Origin of the sequence: Thauera carbonicopians, assembly GCF_025699485.1 — a bacterium.
In the GTDB taxonomy this organism is placed as follows: Bacteria; Pseudomonadota; Gammaproteobacteria; order Burkholderiales; family Rhodocyclaceae; genus Thauera.
In genome coordinates, this window is sequence record NZ_JANUXN010000002.1 from 304,870 (window position 1) to 325,241 (window position 20,372).

Annotated in this window: 22 protein-coding genes; 18 read left to right on the plus strand and 4 right to left on the minus strand. The window is 66.8% G+C overall.

The genetic code is table 11. The features are described 5' to 3' along the window. Nucleotides 1-12: 12 nt before the first annotated feature. Nucleotides 13-483: a low molecular weight protein-tyrosine-phosphatase gene (locus tag NX068_RS03990; RefSeq protein ID WP_263459992.1), complete on the plus strand. Its 471-nt coding sequence runs from the start codon at nucleotides 13-15 to the stop codon at nucleotides 481-483. A gap of 90 nt (nucleotides 484-573) precedes the next feature. Here NX068_RS03990 and NX068_RS03995 read toward each other — a convergent pair whose 3' ends face one another. After that, nucleotides 574-3,708: an Rne/Rng family ribonuclease gene (locus NX068_RS03995; protein WP_263459993.1), complete on the minus strand. Its 3,135-nt coding sequence runs from the start codon at nucleotides 3,706-3,708 to the stop codon at nucleotides 574-576. 445 nt (nucleotides 3,709-4,153) lie between these two features. Between NX068_RS03995 and NX068_RS04000 the strand changes: the two genes are divergently transcribed. Together NX068_RS04000 and NX068_RS04005 are read left to right on the plus strand one after the other, a co-directional pair. Further along, nucleotides 4,154-5,113 (plus strand): RluA family pseudouridine synthase, encoded by a 960-nt coding sequence (locus tag NX068_RS04000; protein WP_263459994.1) that lies wholly within the window; start codon nucleotides 4,154-4,156, stop codon nucleotides 5,111-5,113. A 4-nt stretch (nucleotides 5,114-5,117) separates the two neighbouring features. Further along, on the plus strand, nucleotides 5,118-5,774 hold the full coding sequence (locus NX068_RS04005) for an HAD-IA family hydrolase (protein WP_263459995.1): 657 nt from the start codon (nucleotides 5,118-5,120) through the stop codon (nucleotides 5,772-5,774). A gap of 135 nt (nucleotides 5,775-5,909) precedes the next feature. Here the strand turns inward: NX068_RS04005 and NX068_RS04010 are convergent, their stop codons facing one another. Then, nucleotides 5,910-6,653 carry an SAM-dependent methyltransferase gene (locus NX068_RS04010; protein WP_263459996.1) on the minus strand — a complete coding sequence of 248 codons (744 nt, stop codon included), beginning with the start codon at nucleotides 6,651-6,653 and terminating at the stop codon, nucleotides 5,910-5,912. After that, nucleotides 6,650-7,225: a Maf family protein gene (locus tag NX068_RS04015; RefSeq protein ID WP_263459997.1), complete on the minus strand. Its 576-nt coding sequence runs from the start codon at nucleotides 7,223-7,225 to the stop codon at nucleotides 6,650-6,652. Before NX068_RS04015 ends, NX068_RS04010 begins: the two co-directional genes overlap by 4 nt. Nucleotides 7,226-7,440: 215 nt before the next feature. On the opposite strand from NX068_RS04015, the gene NX068_RS04020 reads away from it, so the two are divergent. From NX068_RS04020 to NX068_RS04060, 9 genes are all read left to right on the plus strand, one after another. Beyond that, entirely contained in the window at nucleotides 7,441-7,986 is a 546-nt protein-coding gene (locus NX068_RS04020; RefSeq protein WP_263459998.1) for a YceD family protein, read from the plus strand. A 29-nt stretch (nucleotides 7,987-8,015) separates the two neighbouring features. Beyond that, nucleotides 8,016-8,195, plus strand: coding sequence for a 50S ribosomal protein L32 (gene rpmF / locus NX068_RS04025; protein ID WP_068634644.1), 180 nt, complete (start codon nucleotides 8,016-8,018; stop codon nucleotides 8,193-8,195). A 102-nt stretch (nucleotides 8,196-8,297) separates the two neighbouring features. Continuing rightward, nucleotides 8,298-9,314, plus strand: coding sequence for a phosphate acyltransferase PlsX (plsX, locus tag NX068_RS04030; protein ID WP_263459999.1), 1,017 nt, complete (start codon nucleotides 8,298-8,300; stop codon nucleotides 9,312-9,314). Further along, complete coding sequence (locus tag NX068_RS04035) at nucleotides 9,311-10,276, plus strand: beta-ketoacyl-ACP synthase III (RefSeq protein WP_263460000.1); 966 nt, start codon at nucleotides 9,311-9,313, stop codon at nucleotides 10,274-10,276. Before plsX ends, NX068_RS04035 begins: the two co-directional genes overlap by 4 nt. A gap of 36 nt (nucleotides 10,277-10,312) precedes the next feature. Continuing rightward, the gene (fabD, locus tag NX068_RS04040) at nucleotides 10,313-11,242 is read left to right on the plus strand and encodes an ACP S-malonyltransferase (RefSeq protein ID WP_263460001.1); all 930 of its coding nucleotides are present in this window, start codon (nucleotides 10,313-10,315) and stop codon (nucleotides 11,240-11,242) included. 2 nt (nucleotides 11,243-11,244) lie between these two features. Next, on the plus strand, nucleotides 11,245-11,994 hold the full coding sequence (fabG, locus tag NX068_RS04045) for a 3-oxoacyl-ACP reductase FabG (RefSeq protein WP_263460002.1): 750 nt from the start codon (nucleotides 11,245-11,247) through the stop codon (nucleotides 11,992-11,994). 90 nt (nucleotides 11,995-12,084) lie between these two features. Then, nucleotides 12,085-12,324 (plus strand): acyl carrier protein, encoded by a 240-nt coding sequence (gene acpP, locus NX068_RS04050; RefSeq protein ID WP_002930040.1) that lies wholly within the window; start codon nucleotides 12,085-12,087, stop codon nucleotides 12,322-12,324. A 92-nt stretch (nucleotides 12,325-12,416) separates the two neighbouring features. Continuing rightward, nucleotides 12,417-13,652 carry a beta-ketoacyl-ACP synthase II gene (fabF, locus tag NX068_RS04055; protein WP_263460003.1) on the plus strand — a complete coding sequence of 412 codons (1,236 nt, stop codon included), beginning with the start codon at nucleotides 12,417-12,419 and terminating at the stop codon, nucleotides 13,650-13,652. 23 nt (nucleotides 13,653-13,675) lie between these two features. Next, complete coding sequence (locus NX068_RS04060; RefSeq protein ID WP_327084801.1) at nucleotides 13,676-14,170, plus strand: protein YgfX; 495 nt, start codon at nucleotides 13,676-13,678, stop codon at nucleotides 14,168-14,170. On the opposite strand, the gene nadB is transcribed toward NX068_RS04060, so the two are convergent. Continuing rightward, nucleotides 14,171-15,763 (minus strand): L-aspartate oxidase, encoded by a 1,593-nt coding sequence (gene nadB / locus NX068_RS04065; protein ID WP_263460005.1) that lies wholly within the window; start codon nucleotides 15,761-15,763, stop codon nucleotides 14,171-14,173. Between the two features lie 226 nt (nucleotides 15,764-15,989). Here nadB and rpoE point away from each other — a divergent pair, with 226 nt between their 5' ends. Genes rpoE through NX068_RS04095 form a run of 6 tightly spaced genes read left to right on the plus strand, consistent with a single transcriptional unit; the run spans nucleotide 15,990 to nucleotide 20,338 of the window. Further along, the gene (gene rpoE, locus NX068_RS04070) at nucleotides 15,990-16,589 is read left to right on the plus strand and encodes an RNA polymerase sigma factor RpoE (protein ID WP_263460006.1); all 600 of its coding nucleotides are present in this window, start codon (nucleotides 15,990-15,992) and stop codon (nucleotides 16,587-16,589) included. Nucleotides 16,590-16,598: 9 nt separating this feature from the next. Continuing rightward, nucleotides 16,599-17,159: a sigma-E factor negative regulatory protein gene (locus NX068_RS04075; RefSeq protein WP_263460007.1), complete on the plus strand. Its 561-nt coding sequence runs from the start codon at nucleotides 16,599-16,601 to the stop codon at nucleotides 17,157-17,159. Continuing rightward, nucleotides 17,156-18,124 carry a MucB/RseB C-terminal domain-containing protein gene (locus NX068_RS04080; RefSeq protein WP_263460008.1) on the plus strand — a complete coding sequence of 323 codons (969 nt, stop codon included), beginning with the start codon at nucleotides 17,156-17,158 and terminating at the stop codon, nucleotides 18,122-18,124. The genes NX068_RS04075 and NX068_RS04080 overlap by 4 nt, the downstream gene beginning before the upstream one ends. Then, nucleotides 18,124-18,621 (plus strand): SoxR reducing system RseC family protein, encoded by a 498-nt coding sequence (locus tag NX068_RS04085; RefSeq protein WP_263460192.1) that lies wholly within the window; start codon nucleotides 18,124-18,126, stop codon nucleotides 18,619-18,621. Before NX068_RS04080 ends, NX068_RS04085 begins: the two co-directional genes overlap by 1 nt. Next, nucleotides 18,618-20,051, plus strand: a complete 1,434-nt coding sequence (locus NX068_RS04090) for a Do family serine endopeptidase (protein ID WP_263460009.1) — start codon at nucleotides 18,618-18,620, stop codon at nucleotides 20,049-20,051. The genes NX068_RS04085 and NX068_RS04090 overlap by 4 nt, the downstream gene beginning before the upstream one ends. A gap of 17 nt (nucleotides 20,052-20,068) precedes the next feature. Then, nucleotides 20,069-20,338 (plus strand): glutaredoxin family protein, encoded by a 270-nt coding sequence (locus NX068_RS04095; protein WP_263460010.1) that lies wholly within the window; start codon nucleotides 20,069-20,071, stop codon nucleotides 20,336-20,338. Nucleotides 20,339-20,372 lie beyond the last annotated feature (34 nt).

Consider the following 20,372-nt stretch of genomic DNA (forward strand, 5'->3'; position numbering starts at 1 on the left):
GGGGGAGGAGAAATGGTGAGAATCCTGTTCGTTTGTTCCGGCAACATCTGCCGATCGCCGACCGCCGAAGGCATCGCGCGGCATTACATCCAGACCGGCGCGCTCGAGAGCCTGATCGAAGTCGATTCGGCGGCCACGCATGGCTCGCATGTGGGCGAGGCACCCGACCCGCGTGCGCGCAAGGCGGCGCAGCAGCGCGGCTACGATCTGTCGGATCTGCGTGCGCGCAAGCTGCACGTATCCGACTTCCAGCGTTTCGATCTCGTGCTGGCGATGGATCGCGGACACCTGGAATACATGCAGCGCATGTGCCCGGAGGTTTACCAGCCGCGCCTGGGCCTGTTCATGGACTATGCGCGAGACAGCGATCTCGACGAAGTACCTGATCCGTATTACGGCGGGCCGAAGGGCTTCGACGTCGTGCTGGATCTGTGCGAGAGCGGTGTGCGCGGCCTGCTGGAGAGCGTGACGACCCAGGCTTGAGCCGGGCGTGGACCATGTCGGCGCCTGAATGAGAAAAAGGCCACTCCCGTAAGGGAGTGGCCTTTTCGCATGCCCGGATCGAACGGGCGCTCAGTTGCGCGTCTCGACCTGCTGCAGAGCTTCCTCGACGATGACGGGAGCCGGGCGCGGCTTGCGGCCGAGGCGGACCGGCTGTTCCGGCGCGCCGGTGCCGAATGTGGCACGCTTGGTCGGATCGGTTTCGATCATGACCAGGCCGCTTTCGCTCGGAACCGAGATCGGCGCGCTCGGCGCCAGGGGAGCGGTGGTTTCGTCAGCCGTCGCCTCGCCATTGGTCGTGCGGGCGGCGATGGCAGCACGCTCGATCAGCGAAGGCGCCGTGTCGGCTGCGGCAGGCGCTTCGGCTTCGACTGCCGTGCCTTCCTCGACGATCGGCTGGGTGGCGGCTTCTTCGACCACTGCCTGCGCTTCGGCAGCTTCGGCTGCCGGCGCCTCGACTGCCGCAGGCTGTTCGGCTTCGCTTGCGAGTTCGACCGGAGCCAGTGCTTCTGCTTCGGTCACCGCGGTGTCGACCGCCGCGGTATCGGTCGCAGCGGTATCGGTCGCAGCGGTATCGGTCGCAGCGGTATCGACTGGCGCAGTGTGGTCTGCTCCGACTTCCGACGCGACGACCGGCAGCGCTGCGGCCTCCTCAGCTGTCTGCGCGGCTTCTGCTGCCGGGGCGGCGGCCGGCTCGACCGCATCCACTTCAGCCACGGCGGGCGCTTCGGCCGGCGTTGCTTCGGTTGCGACAGGTTCGACCGGTTGTTCCACCTGGGCTTGCTGTGCTTCGGCCTGGGCCGGCTCCGTCGGGGCCGGCTGCTCGCTCACTTCGGTCGCGATTTCAGTTGCGGCAGGCAGGGCTTCCGCGGCAGGGCTCTCGTCGACCGGAGCGGCGGGAACGCTGCCGGCGTCTTCGGCGGTCGCGGCGTCTTCGCCTGCTGCGCTGTCTTGCGCTGCGGCATCCGCCAGGGCTTCGCCCGAGCGGCGGCCGCGGCCGCGGCCGCGGCGGCGGCGCTTCTCGCCGGAGGCGCCTTCTTCGCCGCTGGCGGCGTCGGCCGGGGCGGCTTCAGCCGCGGTGGTGGCAGCAACGGCGGTCAATGCGGCGGCGGACTTCAGCAGTTCGTCGTTGCTTTCGGCGGCCGGCGTTCCGGGCGCCGGGCTGCCGGCGGCCGGCGCTCCGGTGGCCGCCAGGGTTTCGGCTGCGCGTTCGTTGCTGCGCTCGCCACGGTTGCGGCCACGGCCGCGGCCTTCGGTGCGCTCGCTGCTGCGTTCGGCCTTGTCGGCGCGCTGCGGCTTGTCGGTGGCCTCGGTGCGCTCCTGGCGTTCGCTGCGCACGCCACGGCTGCTTTGCGCATCGCCGTCGCGTTCGCCACGGCGGCCGCGGCTGCCGCCGTTGCGGCGCCCTTCGCCGTTGCGTTCGCCGCGTGTGCGGGATTCGCGTTTCGGTGCCGCTTCGACGACCGGCTCGGGGGCGGGAGCGGCTTGCGGCTTGCTGCCGGTGAACCAGCCCATGATGCGCTCCAGCAGGCCCTTCGGTGCCGGTGCGGCGGACACTTCGGCAGGCGCCTGTGCCGCACTGGTGGCGACCGGCGCGGGCTGGGCCGGGGCGATGCCCTTGACCGCGGCTTCCTGGCGGGCCGGGCGCTCGTTGTGCGTGCTCGGCAGGCGGGCGACGTCCTCGGCGGGCTTCTGCACCATCTGGTAGCTTGCCAGCGCGATGTCCTCGGCGTTGAGCTGGTCGTGGCGCAGGCGGATGATCTCGTGCGCCGGCGTTTCGAGGTGGCGGTTGGGGACGATGATGAGCTGCACCTTGTGGCGCATCTCGATGCGGGCGATGTCGACGCGCTTCTCGTTGAGCAGGAAGGTGGCGACGTCGACCGGCACCTGCAGGTGCACCGCGCCGGTGTTCTCCTTCATCGCTTCTTCTTCGAGGATGCGGACGATGTGCAGCGCCGACGATTCGGTGCTGCGGATGTGGCCGGTGCCGTTGCAGCGCGGGCAGGTGATGTAGCTGGTCTCGGCCAGGGCCGGGCGCAGGCGCTGGCGCGACAGTTCGAGCAGGCCGAAGCGGCTGATCTTGCCGGTCTGCACGCGGGCGCGGTCGTGGCGCAGCGCGTCGCGCAGGCGGTTTTCCACTTCGCGCTGGTTCTTGGCCGACTCCATGTCGATGAAGTCGATGACGATCAGGCCGCCGAGGTCGCGCAGGCGGAGCTGGCGGGCGATTTCGTCGGCGGCTTCGCAGTTGGTGCGGAAGGCGGTTTCCTCGATGTCCGAGCCCTTGGTGGCGCGGCCGGAGTTGACGTCGATCGACACCAGCGCCTCGGTGTGGTCGATGACGACGGCGCCGCCCGAGGGCAGGCCGACCTGGCGCGAGTAGGCCGATTCGATCTGGTGCTCGATCTGGAAGCGCGAGAACAATGGCACGTCGTCGCTGTAGCGCTTCACGCGGGCGACGTTGGCCGGCATGACGTGGCCCATGAACTGGCAGGCCTGTTCATAGACGTCGTCGGTGTCGATCAGGATCTCGCCGATGTCGGGCTGGAAGTAGTCGCGGATGGCGCGGATCACCAGGCTGCCTTCCTGGTAGATCAGGAAGGCGCCGCTCTGACCCTGCGCCGCGCCTTCGATCGCGCGCCATAGTTGCAGCAGGTAGCTCAGATCCCAGGACAGCTCTTCGGCGCTGCGGCCGATGGCGGCGGTGCGAGCGATCAGGCTCATGCCCTGCGGCACGTCGAGCTGATCCATCGCTTCGCGCAGTTCGGCGCGCTCGTCGCCTTCGACGCGGCGCGACACGCCGCCGCCGCGCGGATTGTTCGGCATCAGCACCAGGTAGCGGCCGGCCAGCGAGATGTAGGTGGTGAGCGCCGCGCCCTTGTTGCCGCGCTCGTCCTTCTCGACCTGGACGATCAGCTCCTGGCCTTCCTTCAGCGCTTCCTTGATGGAGGCCTTGCCGGCGTCCACGCCGGGCTGGAAGTAGGAACGGGAAATTTCCTTGAACGGCAGGAAACCGTGGCGCTCGGCGCCATAGTCGACGAAGGCCGCTTCGAGGCTGGGCTCGATGCGGGTGATGACCGCCTTGTAGATGTTGCTCTTGCGTTCTTCCTTCGAGGCCGATTCGATATCGAGGTCGATCAGTTTCTGACCATCCACGATCGCGACGCGTAGTTCTTCGGCCTGCGTCGCATTGAAAAGCATGCGCTTCATTTGGATCGTTCTCCCGCGTCAGGAGCACGGGCAGGACGAACGGCGCGCACCATCGCGCTTTCCGGGTTCAGGAGCGATTGGGTAGGGCTTCTGTTTGCATCCGGTGGGTTAGTCGGGCTGTGATGGGTCGGCTGGTCGATATTCTCTTGTTCCCGCCAGCGGGCCGGTCATGGGGCCGCCGGGCCGGAACATTTGATCCTGCAAGTGCGAGTAACGCGTCAAAATCCAACCCAGGGGCTGGACGGGTGTATCGAAGTTGGCGATTGCGTTACCATCGGCGCCTTTTTTGGCATTGGATGGCACGCAGCGGCGACGCCGGGAGCGCTCTTCAGGGCTCATCGCCAGCAGTTTGCCGTCGTCTCGAGGCCCGTCGTTTCGACGTACGGAGCCTCGACTGATGCACTTGGCTGGCAGCGACCGGGTCGACCGCCCGAAAGTATATTTCATGACGACTATCGAAGGCAAAAGCATTGCGGTAAGACACGAGCGCATCGACGAGGCTTCGGCCGGGCAGCGCATCGACAATTACCTGCAGCGCATCGCCAAGGGCGTACCCAAGAGCCACATCTATCGCATCCTGCGCAGCGGCGAGGTGAGGGTGAATGGCCGGCGGGTGCAGCAGACCTACCGCCTGGCCGAAGGCGACGAAGTGCGCATTCCGCCGATCCGCGTCGCCGAGCCCGTGCGCAGCACGCCCGCGCCGGCGGGCAGGCCGCTGCCGGTGGTGTACGAGGACGACGCGCTGATCGTCATCGACAAGCCGGCGGGCAAGGCCGTGCATGGCGGCAGCGGCGTCAGCTACGGCGTCATCGAGCAGTTGCGGGTGCAGCGGCCGGAAGTGCGCATGCTCGAACTGGCGCACCGGCTCGACCGCGAGACTTCGGGGCTGCTGATCGTGGCGAAGAAGCGCTCCGCGCTGACCGTGCTGCACGACATGCTGCGCGAAGGGCGCATCGAGAAGCGCTACCTGACCCTGGTGGCGGGACGCTGGAACAACCCCTTGCAGCATGTGAAGGCGCCGCTGCTGAAGTATCTGACTGCCGAAGGCGAGCGCCGCGTGTGCGTCAGCGACGAGGGCAAGCCTTCGCACAGCATCGTGCGGCTGGTGAAGCGCTGGCGCGACTACAGCCTGCTCGAAGTGGAACTGAAGACCGGCCGCACCCACCAGATCCGGGTGCATCTGACGCATCTCGGTTTTCCGCTGTGCGGCGACGACAAGTACGGCGACTTCGCCCTCAACAAGCGGCTGGAAGGCGAGGGGCTGAAGCGCATGTTCCTGCATGCGGCGCGGCTCTCGTTCCAGCACCCGCTGAGCGGCGAGGTGTTGTCCTTCGAGGCGGCGCTGCCGCCGGAACTGCAATCCTTCATCGACGCCCTGGGCGTCGCGGAGAAGACGAGTGGCTGAGCGAATGGTTGAAGGCTTCGATCTGATCGTGTTCGACTGGGACGGTACGCTGCTCGATTCGGCGGCGGCCATCGCCCAGGCCATCCAGGCTTCCTGCCGCGATCTCGGTCTGCCCGAGCCGAGCGACGAGCAGGCGCGCTACGTGATCGGTCTGGGGCTGGGCGAAGCCTTGCGCCACGCGGTGCCGGCGCTGCGCGAGCCCGACTATCCGCGCATCATCGAGCGCTATCGCCATCATTTCCTCTCCATGGACCACGAGCTGCGCCTGTTCGACGGCGTGCCGCAACTGATCGCCGAACTGGCCGGACGTGGCCGCATGCTGGGGGTGGCGACCGGCAAGAGCCGTGTCGGCCTGGATCGGGCGCTGGCGCATACCGGGCTGGGCGAGCATTTCCTCGCGACGCGCTGTGCCGACGAGTGCTTTTCGAAGCCGCATCCGGCGATGCTGGAGCAACTGATGAACAAACTCGGCGCCGATCCGGCGCGCACGCTGATGGTGGGCGACACCACCCACGACATGCAGATGGCGCGCAACGCCGGTGTGGCCGGGCTGGCGGTGGGTTTCGGTGCGCATCCGCTGGCGGCGCTGGAGGCGGAGCAGCCGCTGGCCTGCGTGCGCACGCCGGGCGACATGGCGCGCTGGCTGCTGGAACGCGCCTGATTTGTTGTTCCTGCCGATAAAGCCACTCCCGCAGGAGCTTCAGTTGTGACAGCAGCGTTTCGAGCGGCAGCAAGGCTGTATTCGCGGCTCGGCGTTCCTGGCTGAAGCCGCTACGACGGTAATACGGGGCTGGCCTTAGGCCAGCAGCAGGAACAGACAAGGTCGCTTCGCCAGCACCGGGCGGCCAGCCTTCTTCCACTCGCGCACGCTGCGCGTATGGATGGCCTCCTCGGCAGTGTTGAGTTCGCGGGCGACGCAGACGCGGGTGTCCGGCTTCAGCGTCTTCAGCAGCGCGTCGAACATGCGTTCGTTGCGGTAGGGCGTCTCGATGAAGATCTGGGTGCGGCCGAGCTTGCGCGATTCGTCTTCCAGCGCGCGCAGCGCGGTGTCGCGGCCGGCTTCGTCGACCGGCAGGTAGCCGTGGAAAGCAAAGCTCTGGCCATTCAGGCCCGAGCCCATCAGGCCGAGCAGGATGGACGAGGGCCCGACCAGCGGTGCGACGCGGATGCCCAGCGCGTGGGCGCGCGCCACCAGGCGGGCGCCGGGGTCGGCGACGGCGGGGCAGCCGGCGTCCGACATCAGGCCCAGGTCGCGGCCTTCCAGTGCCGGAGCGAGCAGCGCGTCGAAAGCGGCGTCCTGGGCGCTTGACGGATCGGACGGCAGTTCGCGGATGTCCGTGTCGCGCAGCGGGCGGGGGTAGTCGAGCCGCTTCAGGTGGGCGCGCGCGGCGCGGGCATTCTCGACGACGAAGTGTTCCAGGCCGGCGGCGATCGCCTGCGCCTGGGCGGGCAGGAAACCGGGCCAGGACGTCTCGCCAAGGGAAACGGGAACGAGGAACAGCGTGCCGCGTTCGCCGGCAGGGGAGTGGGCGGCGCTCATGGCAGGGCGACGCCTTCGGCGCGCAGCATGCGCGACAGCGCGATCAGCGGCAGGCCGATCAGCGCCGTGGGATCGTCGCCGGACAGGGCTTCGAGCAGGGTGATGCCGAGGCCCTCCACCTTGGCGCTGCCGGCGCAGTCGAGCGGGCGTTCGGTGGCGACGTAGCGGCGGATCTCGTCTTCGCTCAGGCTGCGAAAACGTACGCGCGTCGGTACGCCTTCGATCTGCAGGCGGCCGCTGCGGGTATTGAGCAGCGCAAGCGCGGTGTGGAAGCTCACGGTTTGGCCGCTCATCTGCTGCAGTTGGGCGATGGCGCGCTCCTCGCTGCCCGGTTTGCCGAACACCTGGTCGCCGATGTGGGCAACCTGGTCGCTGCCGATGATCAGCGCGTCCGGCCAGGCCGATGCCACGGCGCGCGCCTTGTCGGCGGCCAGGCGTTCGGCAGTGGCGTCGGGGGCTTCGCCCGGCAGCGGGGTTTCGTCGGTGTCGGGGCGCGCGGTCTCGAACGGGATGAGCAGGCGTTCGAGCAGCATCCGCCGGTAGGCGGAGGTGGAGGCGAGGATCAGCTTCATTGCGTGGTTCGGCAGGTGGGCGGGGATGGCGGGCCGATCGAGTGATCGCCCCGGGTGTGGTTCCCTTTGCGGGGAGGGGCGCCCGGCATAGAGGCGCCTGGCTAGGAGGCCGGTTTCGAGGCGCCTTGTTCCGGGCTCGGGAAAGGGGCGTGCGGGGCGTCTTTCCCTTCAATGGCTTTGACACAAAGCCTGAAAAAATAATATCATGCACGGCTATGTCGCAACGAGGCGCGTCGCTCGGCAGGATTGCCGATCCCTTCCGTTTCGCCGCCGAGGCACGGACCCTGTCGGGCGAGGTCGAGGTGGCGGGATTGTCGCGTCTGGCCGATGTGCTGGCCAGCGATGCGGGCGTGGTGGGCTGGAAGATTGAAGGCTTGCTGGCTGAACGGACGCTTGCCGAAGGCGGCTCGTCCGGCCGGCAGGAACCCCGGCTCAGGCTGGTGCTCGAAGGGCGGCTGGATCTGCGTTGCCAGCGCTGCCTGGCGGGTTTCGACTGGCCCTTGGCGGTCGAGACCGTGCTGCAGCCGGTGAGGGCAGGACAGCCCATCCCCGACGAGGAGCTCGAAGACGACGCAGTCGATGCGATCGAGGTCGAGGATGATCTCGACGTGCTGGCGCTGATCGAGGAAGAGATTCTGCTGGCCTTGCCGATCGCACCGCGACACGAACAATGTGAGGCGCCCCGGGGAGTCAACGGGGCCAACGAAGAATCGCCTTTCGCTGCGCTGGCGTCGCTGCGAGGCAGTCATCGCGCAGACTAGGCGCATCAATTTGTCTCAGGAGTATTTCCATGGCCGTCCAACAGAACAAGAAGTCCCCCTCCAAGCGTGGCATGCACCGTTCCCACGATTTCCTGACCGCGCCGGCGCTGGCCGTCGAGCCGACCACCGGTGAAGTCCACCTGCGCCACCACGTCAGCCCGAGCGGCGTCTACCGTGGCAAGAAAGTCATGAAGGCCAAGGGCGAGTAATCCTGCTCCCGGTACGCGAAGGCGGCGTATGGCGCTTTGCGCCTGCGCCGCTTTTTTTCCGCGCATTCCTTATATTTTCCGCCTGAGTCACGCGAGATGCCGATGGGTGTCACCATTGCGATCGACTGCATGGGTGGCGATCACGGCCCGACCGTGACCGTGCCTGCCGCGCTGTCCTTCCTGCGCAGCCATGCCGATGCAAACGTAATCCTGGTTGGCCGGGAAGAGGCGATCCAGCCTCTGCTCGGTACGGCCCAATCCGAATTCGGCGCCCGCCTGAAGCTGCGCCCTGCGTCCGAGGTCGTCACCATGGACGACCCGCCGGCGATCGCCATGCGCACCAAGAAGGACTCCTCGATGCGCGTGGTGATGGACCTGGTCAAGGCCGGCGAGGCGAATGCCGCCGTGTCGGCCGGCAACACCGGCGCGCTGATGGCGATCTCGCGCTTCGTCCTGAAGACGCTGCCCGGCATCGACCGGCCGGCGATTGCCACCGTGCTGCCGTCGATGAGGGGGCACACCTATGTGCTCGACCTCGGCGCCAACGTCGACTGTTCGGCCGAGCACCTGCTGCAGTTCGGCGTCATGGGCTCGTCGCTGGTCGCGGCCATCGAGCACAAGGAGCGTCCGAGCGTCGGCCTGCTCAACATCGGTGAAGAGGCGATCAAGGGCAACGACGTCGTCAAGGAGGCGGCCGACCTGCTGCGTGCCAGCGGACTCAACTTCTACGGCAACGTCGAAGGCGACGACATCTACGAAGGCACGGTGGACGTCGTCGTGTGCGACGGCTTCGTCGGCAACGTCGCGCTCAAGACTTCGGAAGGGCTGGCGCAGATGCTGGGCGCGATGCTGAAGCAGGAATTCAGCCGCTCGCTGCTGACCAAGCTGATGGCGGCCGTGGCACTGCCGGTGCTCAAGCGTTTCAAGCAGCGGGTCGATCATCGCCTTTACAATGGTGCGCCGCTGCTGGGCTTGCGCGGAGTGGTGCTCAAGAGCCATGGATCGGCCGACGTGCTCGCTTTCAGCACTGCGCTCGCGCGTGCGGCCGAGGCGGCGTCGAACCGGCTCATCGAGCGGATTTCCGAACGGATGGCGAGCATGAACGAGGTGAAGGCATGATCTACGCAAGGATCGCGGGCACGGGCAGCTACCTGCCCGGTGAGCCGGTCAGCAACGACGATCTGGTCGCACGCGGTATCGACACGTCGGACGACTGGATCGTCTCGCGCTCGGGTATCCGCAGCCGCCATCTGGCCGCGGCCGACGTCGGCGCCAGCGATCTGGCGCGGATCGCCGCCGAGCGTGCGATCGACGCGGCAGGCTGCGAGGCCGAGGACATCGACCTGATCATCGTCGCCACCTCGACGCCGGACTACATCTTTCCGAGCACGGCCACGCTGCTGCAGTCCAAGCTCGGCATCCGCAACGGCGGCGCGGCGTTCGACGTGCAGGCGGTGTGCAGCGGCTTCGTCTATGCGCTGTCGGTGGCAGAGAAGTTCATCTGTTCCGGTAGCCACAAGCGTGCGCTGGTGGTGGGTACCGAAGTGTTCTCGCGCATTCTCGACTGGTCCGATCGCGCCACCTGCGTGCTGTTCGGCGACGGCGCCGGCGCGGTGGTGCTCGAAGCCTCGGAGCAGCCGGGCATCCGCGCTTCGGCACTGCACGCCGACGGCAGCCACCATCCGATCCTGTGCGTGCCGGGCGGCGTCGCCTCGGGCCAGGTCATCGGCGACCCCTTCCTGCGCATGGACGGCCAGGCGGTGTTCAAGTTCGCTGTCAAGGTGCTGGGTGAAGTGGCGCACGAAGTGCTCGACATCGCGGGCGTCACCGCCGACAGCGTCGACTGGCTGATTCCGCACCAGGCCAACATCCGCATCATCCAGGCCACGGCCAAGCGCCTGGGCCTGTCGATGGACAGGGTCATCACCACGCTGGACCACCATGGCAACACTTCGGCGGCGTCGATTCCGCTGGCGCTGGACGAGGCCGTGCGCGGCGGCCAGATCCGCCCGGGCCATCGCATCGTCGTCGAGGGCGTCGGCGGCGGCTTCACCTGGGGCGCGGCCCTGATCGACTTCTGATTCCTCATTCCAACTTCTGACAACCGGAGAGCAGGCATGGCATTTGCGCTGGTTTTTCCCGGGCAGGGTTCGCAATCGGTCGGCATGATGGCCGCCTACGGCGAAGCCGCAGTGATTCGTGAAACCTTCGCCGAAGCGTCCGATGCGCTGGGCGAGGATCTGTGGGCCATGGTGTGCGACGGCCCGGCCGAGCGCCTGGCGCTGACGGTCAACACCCAGCCGCTGATGCTGACGGCGGGCGTTGCCGCCTGGCGCGCCTGGCTGGCCGCGGGCGGTCCCAAGCCGGCGCTGGTGGCCGGGCACAGCCTGGGCGAATACTCGGCGCTGGTCGCTGCCGGGGCCATGGCCTTCAAGGATACCGTGCCGCTGGTGCGCTTCCGCGCCCAGGCGATGCAGGAAGCGGTGCCCGCCGGCGAAGGCGCGATGGCCGCGGTGATGGGCCTGGAGGCCGACGCCGTGCGCGAAGCCTGTGCCGAAGCCGCGCAGGGGCAGGTGGTCGAGGCCGCCAACCTGAATGCGCCGGGCCAGATCGTCATCGCCGGTGCGAAGGCCGCGGTCGAGCGCGCCGGCGAGATCGCCAAGGCCAGGGGTGCGAAGCGTGCCGTGCTGCTGCCGGTATCCGCGCCTTTCCACTGCGCGCTGATGCGCCCTGCGGCCGAGCGCCTGGCCGAGCGCCTGGCGGACATCGTCATCGCCCGGCCGGAAATCGACGTCATCAACAACGTCGATGTCGCCGTCTACGACGATCCCGAGAAGATCCGCGACGCCCTGGTGCGCCAGGCCTATTCGCCGGTGCGCTGGATCGAGCTGGTGCAGGCGATGGCGGCGCGCGGCATGAGCCACGTCATCGAATGCGGGCCGGGCAAGGTGCTGGCCGGCATGACCAAGCGCATTGCCAAGGATGTGGAAGGCGGTTCGGCGCACGACGCGGCGAGCCTCGAACAGTCGATTGCGGCGGTGAGGTGAATATGAGTTTCTCGCTTGAAGGACAGGTTGCGCTGGTCACCGGCGCATCGCGCGGCATCGGCCGCGCCGTGGCTCTGGAGCTGGGTCGGCTCGGCGCGACCGTCGTCGGCACCGCCACTTCCGAAGCGGGTGCTGCCGACATCGACAAGGCGCTGGCCGATGCGGGTATCAAGGGCGCCGGCCTGGCGCTGAACGTGACCGACGCCGCCTCCTGTGAGGCGCTGGTCGGTGATGTCGAGAAGCGCTTCGGCGCGATTTCGATCTTGGTTAACAATGCCGGCATTACCCGCGACAACCTGGCGATGCGGATGAAGGACGACGAGTGGGATGCGGTGCTCGACACCAACTTGCGCGCGGTCTTCCGCATGAGCAAGCTGGTCATGCGCGGCATGATGAAGGCCCGCACGGGCCGGATCATCAACATCACCTCGGTGGTCGCCAGTGCCGGCAATCCCGGCCAGGCAAATTACGCCGCGGCCAAGGCCGGAGTGGCCGGCATGACGCGCGCGCTGGCGCGCGAGCTGGGTAGCCGCAACATCACCGTCAATTGCGTGGCGCCCGGTTTCATCGACACCGACATGACGCGTGCGCTGCCGGAAGCCGCGCGCGACGCGCTGCTGGGCAACATCGCGCTCGGCCGTCTGGGTCGTCCGGAGGAGATTGCCGGAGCAGTTTCTTTTCTCGCTTCGCCTGCCGCCGCCTACGTGACCGGGACCACCCTGCACGTCAACGGCGGTATGTACATGTCCTGATCGTCGGTCAGGATAGCGGTTCGGCCGGCTTTTGGTAGAATACGCCGGCTTTTTCAATACACCCGTTACCCTCAGGGAAGGAGTTAGTTCATGGAGAACATCGAACAGCGCGTCAAGAAGATCGTCGCTGAGCAACTTGGCGTGAACGAATCGGAGATCAAGACCGAATCTTCGTTCGTCGATGATCTGGGCGCGGATTCGCTGGACACCGTGGAGCTGGTTATGGCCCTCGAAGAAGAATTCGAGTGCGAGATCCCGGACGAAGAGGCCGAGAAGATCACCACCGTCCAGCAGGCGATCGACTACGTCAACGCCCACCTCAAGAAGTAATTCGCTTCTCTTGAGCGAACGCGGTCCGGATGCCGCTGCTGCGGTGTCCGGATACGCATGTCTTCATTTCACCGATTTCAACGGAGTTGCCCGTGTCGCGTCGTAGAGTCGTCGTCACCGGTCTGGGTGCCATTTCGCCAGTCGGCAATACTGTTCCCGAAGCCTGGGAAAACCTGCTTGCCGGCAAGAGCGGCATCGGACCGATCACCCGTTTCGACGCGAGTGCGTTTTCGGCCAGGATTGCGGGCGAGGTCAAGAATTTCGACGTCACCGAATACCTGTCGGCCAAGGAAGCGCGCCGCATGGACGTGTTCATCCACTACGGCATGGCCGCGGGCATACAGGCCATTCGCGACTCCGGCATCGTGGTCGATGAAAGCAACGCCGATCGCATCGGCGTGAACATCGGCTCCGGCATCGGCGGCCTGCCGATGATCGAGGATACGCACGACGATTTCCTCGGCGGCGGGCCGCGCAAGATTTCGCCTTTCTTCATTCCGGGCACCATCATCAACATGATCTCGGGCAACCTGTCGATCATGCACGGCATGAAGGGGCCCAACCTGGCGGTGGTTACCGCCTGCACCACCGGCCTCCACGCCATCGGCATGAGCGCGCGCATGATCGAGTACGGCGACGCCGACGTGATGGTCTGCGGCGGCGCCGAATCGACGGTCACCAATCTCGCCATCGGCGGCTTCGCCTCGGCCAAGGCCTTGTCGACCCGCAACGACGATCCGGCGACGGCCAGCCGCCCGTGGGACAAGGATCGCGACGGCTTCGTACTGGGCGAGGGCGCTGGCGTCATGGTGCTCGAGGAACACGAGCATGCGGTGCGCCGCGGCGCGAAAATCTATGCCGAACTCGCCGGTTTCGGTATGAGCGGCGACGCCTACCACATGACCGCGCCGGATACCGACGGCCCGCGCCGCAGCATGGTCAATGCGATGAAGAACGCCGGCGTGACGCCCGACCAGATCCATTACCTGAATGCGCACGGCACCTCGACGCCGCTGGGCGACAAGAACGAGACCGATGCGATCAAGCTCGCCTTCGGTGTTGATGCGGCGAAGAAACTGGTGGTCAATTCGACCAAGTCGATGACCGGCCACCTGCTGGGCGGCGCCGGCGGCCTGGAGTCGGTGTTCACGGTGCTCGCGGTGCATAACCAGATTTCGCCGCCGACGATCAACATCTTCGAGCAGGACCCCGAGTGCGATCTCGACTACTGCGCGAACGTCGCCCGCCCGATGAAGATCGATGTCGCGCTGAAGAACAACTTCGGCTTCGGCGGCACCAACGGCACCCTGGTGTTCCGCAAGGCCTGAGATGGAAGGCGCATGGTGAAGCCATGCACTTTCCGCTGACCGTTCCGCTTGGCCCGTCGAGGGCCGTTATGGCGTCAATCTTGGCCGCGCATGTCGTGGCGGGATTGGCGCTTTTTCATGTGCCGGGGCTGATGCCGTCCGGCGAGCCGTGGTCGTGGCTGCAGCTGTTGGGTGTCGTGCTCGGGCTTGTGCTGCCGCTGTCGCTGTTCCATGCCCTTGCCCAGGAGCGAGCCAAGCGCGGATGGGTGCTCGTCCTCGGGGGCGACGGCAGGCTGAGCGTGCAATGCCACGCCGATGGCGATGCCGCTGCCATTCACGCCTATCGCCTCGCTCGCGGCGCGGTCGATTTCGGCTGGGCGGTATGGCTGCCGCTCGTCGGCCCGGTGGCCGAAAGCGGCGCCTCCCCGGAAAGGCTCCAGCGCCGTTTCATGCTGCTGCGGGCCAACATGGCGCCGGCGCATTGGCGGCTGTTGCGGATGTGGCTGCGGCACAAGGCCGCGCCATTGGCCGGCGCCTGATCAGGTTCGGCGCTTGCGTGGTGGACGCAGGATGGTTTCGCGCGCCCGCGGCAGCAGATCCGGATAGTCGCGCGAGTGGTGCAGACCGCGGCTTTCCTTGCGCTTGAGCGCGCAGGAGACGATCAGGTCGGCGGTGACCACCAGGTTGCGCAGCTCGATGAGGTCGTTGGTGACGCGGAAGTTCGAGTAGAACTCGTGGATTTCGCGCGCCAGCAGGCGAATGCGATGTTGTGCCCGCTTCAGCCGCTTGGTGGTGCGGACGATGCCGACGTAGTCCCACATCGCGCGGCGAAGTTCCGCCCAGTTGTGCGAGATCACGACTTCCTCGTCGGCATCGGTGACGCGGCTCTCGTCCCAGTCGGGCAGTACCGGGGCGGGGCGCTTCGGCTTCGCCAGGATGTCGTTCGCCGCCGCTTCGCCATAGACCAGGCATTCGAGCAGGGAATTGCTCGCCAGGCGGTTGGCGCCATGTAGGCCGGTGTGGGCCGACTCGCCCACCGAGTACAGGCCGGGTACGTCGGTGCGCGCCGCCAGGTCGGTGACGATGCCGCCGCAGGAATAGTGCGCGGCAGGGACGACCGGGATCGGCTCGCGGGTGATGTCGATGCCGAGCTCCAGGCAGCGCGCGTAGATGTTGGGAAAGTGCGAGCGCAGCCATTCGGTCGGCTTGTAGCTGATGTCCAGATACACGCAGTCGAGGCCGCGCTTCTTCATCTCGAAGTCGATCGCACGGGCGACGATGTCGCGCGGCGCGAGTTCTTCGCGCGGATCGTGCTCGGGCATGAAGCGTGTGCCGTCGGGCAGCTTGAGCAGGCCGCCTTCGCCGCGCACGGCTTCGGAGATCAGGAAGGACTTGGCCTGCGGATGGTAGAGGCAGGTCGGGTGGAACTGGATGAATTCCATGTTCGCCACCCGGCAGCCGGCACGCCAGGCCATCGCCACGCCATCGCCGGTGGCGACGTCGGGGTTGGTCGTGAACAGATAGACCTTGCCGGTGCCGCCGGTCGCCAGCACGGTGTTGCGCGCGGCGAAGGTCACCACCTTGCCGGCTTCGATGTCGAGCACGTAGGCGCCGAGGCAGCCTTCGTCCGGCTGGCCGATCTTGTCGCCGAGCACCAGGTCGACGGCGATGTGATGCTCGAAGATGTCGATGTTCGGGTGTGCCCGTACCTGGGCGGACAGCGTCGATTGCACCGCGGCGCCGGTGGCGTCGGCGGCGTGGATGATGCGCCGGTGCGAGTGGCCGCCTTCGCGGGTCAGGTGATAGCCCAGTTGGGAGTCGGCCTCGCGGGTGAAGGGCACGCCGCGGTCGATCAGCCATTCGATGGCGCGCTTGCCGTTCTCGACGACGAAGCGGGTGGCTTCGGGGTCGCACAGGCCGGCGCCGGCGGTGAAGGTATCCTGGACGTGGGCTTCGATGCTGTCGGCGGTGTCGAGCACCGCGGCGATGCCGCCCTGGGCCCAGTTGCTGGCACTGTCGGACAGTTCGCGCTTGGTGACGAGGGCGACACGCCGGCTGTCGGCGAGCCTGAGGGCCATGGACTGGCCTGCCGCACCGCTGCCGAGGATGAGTACGTCGTACTGTTTCAGCAAGATGTCGCTCGCGCTCAAGGGAAAGGGCAAAAATATAGCACGTGGTGTGCTGTTCAAGGGCGTGCCGGCGCCCGGCAGGCAGCCGGCCGAATCGCCCGTGCGGCGCATGAACTAATCCCAGGGTGCCGTGTCTGTCCCTGTGTCTTCGATCTTTGGTGAGAGCAGGGGTGCTCGCTTATAATCCGGCGGCTTTGTCATTCGAACATCCGGAAAGAACGAACACTCCATGACCGATCGCGAAATCGATCAGCAACTCGTCGAGCGCGTGCAGCGCGGCGACAAGCAGGCTTTCGGCTTGCTGGTATCCAAGTACCAGCGCAAGCTGCATCGCCTGTTGTCGAGGTTGATCCGCGATCCAGCCGAAGTCGAAGATGTGGCGCAGGAAACCTTCATCAAGGCTTACCGTGCGCTGGGATCGTTCCGTGGGGACAGTGCGTTCTACACGTGGTTGTACCGCATCGGTATCAACACCGCGAAGAACTACCTGGTCTCGCAGGGACGCAGGGCGCCGACTTCGACGAGTTTCGACTCGGAGGAGGCGGAGACCTTTGAAGACGGCGAGCAATTGCGCGACATCAATACGCCCGAACGGCTGCTGATGACCCGCCAGATTGGCGAAACCGTCGAAGATGCGATGGCGGCTCTCCCCGAGGAGCTGCGGACGGCCATCATGTTGCGCGAACTCGAAGGCCTCAGTTACGAGGAGATCGCCAACATCATGGAATGTCCGATCGGTACGGTGCGCTCGCGGATCTTCCGTGCGCGCGAAGCGATTGCAGAACGCCTGCGGCCGTTGCTGGACACGGCCCCGGACAAACGTTGGTAGGGTGTAGGCATGAAGGACAAATTGTCGGCGCTGATCGATGGCGACCTCGACGAGAACGCGATACGCCAGGTTTTCGACGGCTTGCGACGCGACACATCGCTGAGGAAGGATTGGGATGCGTACTGCCTGATCGGCGACGTCATCCGCGGTGAGCAGGCCGGTTCGGCGGATTTCGTCGGGCGGGTCATGGCGGGTCTCGATGATGAACCCATCGTTTTCGCACCGGCAGCGTCCAAGGCGTCCGCCGCCCGGCGTAGCGTCGTGCGGACCCTGATGCCGATCGCGGCTTCGGTGATGGGGGTGGCTGCGGTGGGCGTGGTCGCAGCGACGCTCTACTCGCAGGACGCGGCCGGCCCCGCCGGCGTGGAACTGCAGCGGGTTGCGGCGCAGCCGCTCATCGCCAGCGTCGGCGCGCCTGCCGCGGCACCGCTTGCCGCAGGAATCGAGCACGTGGCTGACGATCCCCTGCGCGAGTACGTTTTCGCCCATCAAGGTGTCAGCAGCGGACCGATGCCGGCCGGTGTGCAGTATGTGAGGACCGTCTCCGCATCGGCCGGAGCGGGCCGATGAGGCGTCTGGCCGCCGTCTTCGGCGTCTGCGCCGCCTTGCTGCACCTTCCTGCCCTGGCCGAAGCGCCGGGCGACCCGCTGTCCTGGATGGCACGCATCGCGTCGGCCGGGCAGCGGCTCAACTATGTCGGCACCTTCATGTACCAGTCCGGTACGCATGTCGAAACCTCGCGCATCGCGCATCGGGTGGATGGCGGCGTGGAGTACGAGCGCCTCGAGGCGCTGGACGGCAGCCCGCGCGAAGTGATCCGCAGAGGCATGGAAGTGCGCTGCATGCTGCCGGACCAGAAGCTCGTCATCATCGACGAAGCCGCCAGCCGGCGTGCCTTTCCGGCGCGAATCCCGGCGTCGCCGGTCGGTCTCGCCGAAAGCTATCGCATTCGCAAGGGTAGCGTCGTCCGCGTCGCCGGCATGGAAGCGCAGGCGCTGATTTTCGAACCGCGGGACGATCTGCGCTACGGCCATACACTGTGGGCGGAAGTCCAGTCGGGTCTGCTGCTGAAGGCGCGTACCGTCGATGAGCAGGGGCAACTGGTCGAGCAGTTCGTCTTCAGCGACGTGCGCATCGGTGGCGAAATCGGCGACGAACTGCTTGCGCCCCGTTTCCAGGACGTCGATGACTGGCGCTTCGTGAATGCGCGCGGCAGCGATCTGGCTCGTGCCGACAGCGGCTGGGCAGTGGCGGAAGAGGTGCCCGGCTATACGCTGACCTCGGTGATGCGCAGGCCGCTCGGCCCCGAACGCGGCCAGGCGGTCCACATGGTGTTCAGCGACGGCCTGGCTTCGGTCTCTGTGTTCATCGAGCCGGTTGCCGATGGCGCCTCGATCGGCCTCGGGCCGCTGGCCAGCGGCGCCATCAATGTTTACAAGCGATCGCTCGACGGGTATTTGATCACCGTGCTCGGCGAAGTCCCCGAGCGCGCGGTCAAGCGCATCGGCGACGCGATTCGACCCTCCGGGCAGTGATGCAGGCCGTGGCGCAGGTGTTGCGCGTCGAGGCAGGGCGCGTTCGGCTGCGCGTGTCCGACGCGGGCGGCGGCTGCGGACGTTGCGACGAGCCGGGCGGATGCCGTTCGGTACAGATCACCCAGGCTTTCGGACGGCCCAGAGCCGAGTTCGTGCTGCCGACCCGGTTGAAGCTGGAGGTCGGCGACACCGTCCTCGTCAGCATTCCCGATGGCGCGCCACTGAAGGCTGCGATGGCGAGCTACGGGCTCGGCGCCGTCCTGCTGGTGGCAGGGGCTGCGCTCGGCAGCGTGGCTGCCGGACAAGGGAGCGCCGACCTCGGCGCAGCCTGTGGCGGTCTTGCCGGCCTGGCACTGGCGTTCGCCGTCAACCGCCTGTTGTTTCGCAGCCGCGGCTGGCGATCACAACTGAGCATGGAATTGCTGCCCCAGCGAGGGCCGACCCATCAAACCGCATCGCAGGCCATGTGCCTGCAGTCGCTTCAGGACCCCCGATGAGCTTCGTTGTCTTTCGCCGCAGTCTGGTTTTCGCTGCGGCTCTGCTGTTCGTACCGCTCGTGTCGGCAGCGAATCCTTCCGCGAGTCTGCCTGATTTCACTTCCCTGGTCGAAAAGCAGGGTGCGGCCGTGGTCAATATCAGCGCCATCCAGGTGCGCGGGGAACGGCCGCAATCGTCGATACCTTTCCCGGGGCTCGACGAGTCGGATCCGATGTTCGACTTCTTCCGCAAGTTCATCCCGCGCCGGCACGAATACCCGGGTGCCGACCCCGACAACCAGTCGCTGGGCTCGGGCTTCATCATCAGCGACGACGGCTACATCCTGACCAACGCGCACGTCGTCGAGGAGGCGGAGGAGATCCTCGTCCGCCTCGCCGACAAGCGTGAATACACTGCCAGGGTGATCGGCGCCGACGTGCGCAGCGACGTCGCGCTGATCAAGATCGAAGCGAACGGCCTGCCGCACGTCGTGCTGGGCGATCCGGGCCGGCTGAAAGTGGGCGAATGGGTGGTGGCGATCGGTTCGCCCTTCGGTTTCGACCAGTCGGTGACGGCCGGCATCGTCAGCGCCAAGGGGCGTTCGCTGCCGGACGAGAACTTCGTGCCTTTCATCCAGACCGACGTGGCGATCAATCCGGGCAATTCCGGCGGTCCGCTGTTCAACCTCAGGGGCGAAGTCGTCGGCATCAACTCGCAGATCTACAGCCGCACCGGCGGCTTCATGGGGCTGTCGTTCGCGATCCCGATCGATGTCGTGATGGACGTGCAGAATCAGTTGCGCACCAAGGGCCGGGTGCAGCGCGGCCGCATCGGCGTGGCGATCCAGGAAGTGACGCGCGATCTTGCCGACGGCTTCGGCCTGCCGGGTGCGTCGGGCGCCCTGGTCAGCTCGGTCGAGCCCGGCGGGCCGGCCGCCAGGGCCGGGCTGCTGCAGGGCGACGTCATCGTGCGCTTCGCCGGTAAGGCGGTGGATGCGTCCAGCGACCTGCCGCGCATCGTCGCCGCGGTCCAGCCGGGCGAGAGTGCGGAGGTGGAGGTGTACCGCGACGGCAAGCCGACCACGCTCGAGGTGCAGGTCGGTGAATGGCAGGACCCGAAGGAGGCAACGGCTGCCAGCGCCGCGCCGCGCACGGCTCCGGCGGCGAACAAGCTCGGGCTTGCGCTGTCGGTGCCGACACCGGCGCAGCGGCGCGAGCGGGGCATCGAAGGCGGCCTCATCGTCGATCGTGTCCAGGGCGCGGCAGCCAGGGCCGAGATCCAGCAGGGCGACCTGATCCAGGCCATCGTGTTCGGCGGGCGCCAGATCAAGCTGACGTCGGTGGAAGAATTCAACCGCCTGATCGGCGGCGTGGAGCAGGGCCAGAAAGTGACCCTGCTGGTCATGCGCGGCGAAACCACCTCCTACGTCAGCCTGCGAGCAGGGAAATGAGTGCGGCCGGCGCGGCCATGGCCGGCCAGTCCCGCACATTCACCGTCCTCAGCCGCGAGTGGTGCCACCTGTGCCACGACCTCGTCGCGGCACTGGAGCCCATCGCAAAGGAATACGGCTGGGCGATCGAAGTCATCGACATCGACCAGCATCCCGAACTGGAGGAACGCTGGGACGAACTCGTCCCGGTCCTGCTGGCAGGGGAGGCGGAACTCTGCCATTACCATCTGGACGAGGCGGCGGTGCGCGCTTACTGCGATGATTTTCCGCTAGAATCGCGGGCTTGACGACGCCAACCATTCCGAAAACGGGTGCTGCAAG

What these genes read in the sequence shown, in the direction of transcription:
- NX068_RS03990 (WP_263459992.1), top strand. Translation starts at nt 13, where the DNA reads ATGGTGAGAATCCTGTTCGTTTGTTCCGGCAACATCTGCCGATCGCCG.
- NX068_RS03995 (WP_263459993.1), bottom strand. Translation starts at nt 3,708, where the DNA reads ATGAAGCGCATGCTTTTCAATGCGACGCAGGCCGAAGAACTACGCGTC.
- NX068_RS04000 (WP_263459994.1), top strand. Translation starts at nt 4,154, where the DNA reads ATGACGACTATCGAAGGCAAAAGCATTGCGGTAAGACACGAGCGCATC.
- NX068_RS04005 (WP_263459995.1), top strand. Translation starts at nt 5,118, where the DNA reads ATGGTTGAAGGCTTCGATCTGATCGTGTTCGACTGGGACGGTACGCTG.
- NX068_RS04010 (WP_263459996.1), bottom strand. Translation starts at nt 6,653, where the DNA reads ATGAGCGCCGCCCACTCCCCTGCCGGCGAACGCGGCACGCTGTTCCTC.
- NX068_RS04015 (WP_263459997.1), bottom strand. Translation starts at nt 7,225, where the DNA reads ATGAAGCTGATCCTCGCCTCCACCTCCGCCTACCGGCGGATGCTGCTC.
- NX068_RS04020 (WP_263459998.1), top strand. Translation starts at nt 7,441, where the DNA reads ATGTCGCAACGAGGCGCGTCGCTCGGCAGGATTGCCGATCCCTTCCGT.
- rpmF (WP_068634644.1), top strand. Translation starts at nt 8,016, where the DNA reads ATGGCCGTCCAACAGAACAAGAAGTCCCCCTCCAAGCGTGGCATGCAC.
- plsX (WP_263459999.1), top strand. Translation starts at nt 8,298, where the DNA reads ATGGGTGTCACCATTGCGATCGACTGCATGGGTGGCGATCACGGCCCG.
- NX068_RS04035 (WP_263460000.1), top strand. Translation starts at nt 9,311, where the DNA reads ATGATCTACGCAAGGATCGCGGGCACGGGCAGCTACCTGCCCGGTGAG.
- fabD (WP_263460001.1), top strand. Translation starts at nt 10,313, where the DNA reads ATGGCATTTGCGCTGGTTTTTCCCGGGCAGGGTTCGCAATCGGTCGGC.
- fabG (WP_263460002.1), top strand. Translation starts at nt 11,245, where the DNA reads ATGAGTTTCTCGCTTGAAGGACAGGTTGCGCTGGTCACCGGCGCATCG.
- acpP (WP_002930040.1), top strand. Translation starts at nt 12,085, where the DNA reads ATGGAGAACATCGAACAGCGCGTCAAGAAGATCGTCGCTGAGCAACTT.
- NX068_RS04060 (WP_327084801.1), top strand. Translation starts at nt 13,676, where the DNA reads ATGCACTTTCCGCTGACCGTTCCGCTTGGCCCGTCGAGGGCCGTTATG.
- rpoE (WP_263460006.1), top strand. Translation starts at nt 15,990, where the DNA reads ATGACCGATCGCGAAATCGATCAGCAACTCGTCGAGCGCGTGCAGCGC.
- NX068_RS04075 (WP_263460007.1), top strand. Translation starts at nt 16,599, where the DNA reads ATGAAGGACAAATTGTCGGCGCTGATCGATGGCGACCTCGACGAGAAC.
- NX068_RS04080 (WP_263460008.1), top strand. Translation starts at nt 17,156, where the DNA reads ATGAGGCGTCTGGCCGCCGTCTTCGGCGTCTGCGCCGCCTTGCTGCAC.
- NX068_RS04085 (WP_263460192.1), top strand. Translation starts at nt 18,124, where the DNA reads ATGCAGGCCGTGGCGCAGGTGTTGCGCGTCGAGGCAGGGCGCGTTCGG.
- NX068_RS04090 (WP_263460009.1), top strand. Translation starts at nt 18,618, where the DNA reads ATGAGCTTCGTTGTCTTTCGCCGCAGTCTGGTTTTCGCTGCGGCTCTG.
- NX068_RS04095 (WP_263460010.1), top strand. Translation starts at nt 20,069, where the DNA reads ATGGCCGGCCAGTCCCGCACATTCACCGTCCTCAGCCGCGAGTGGTGC.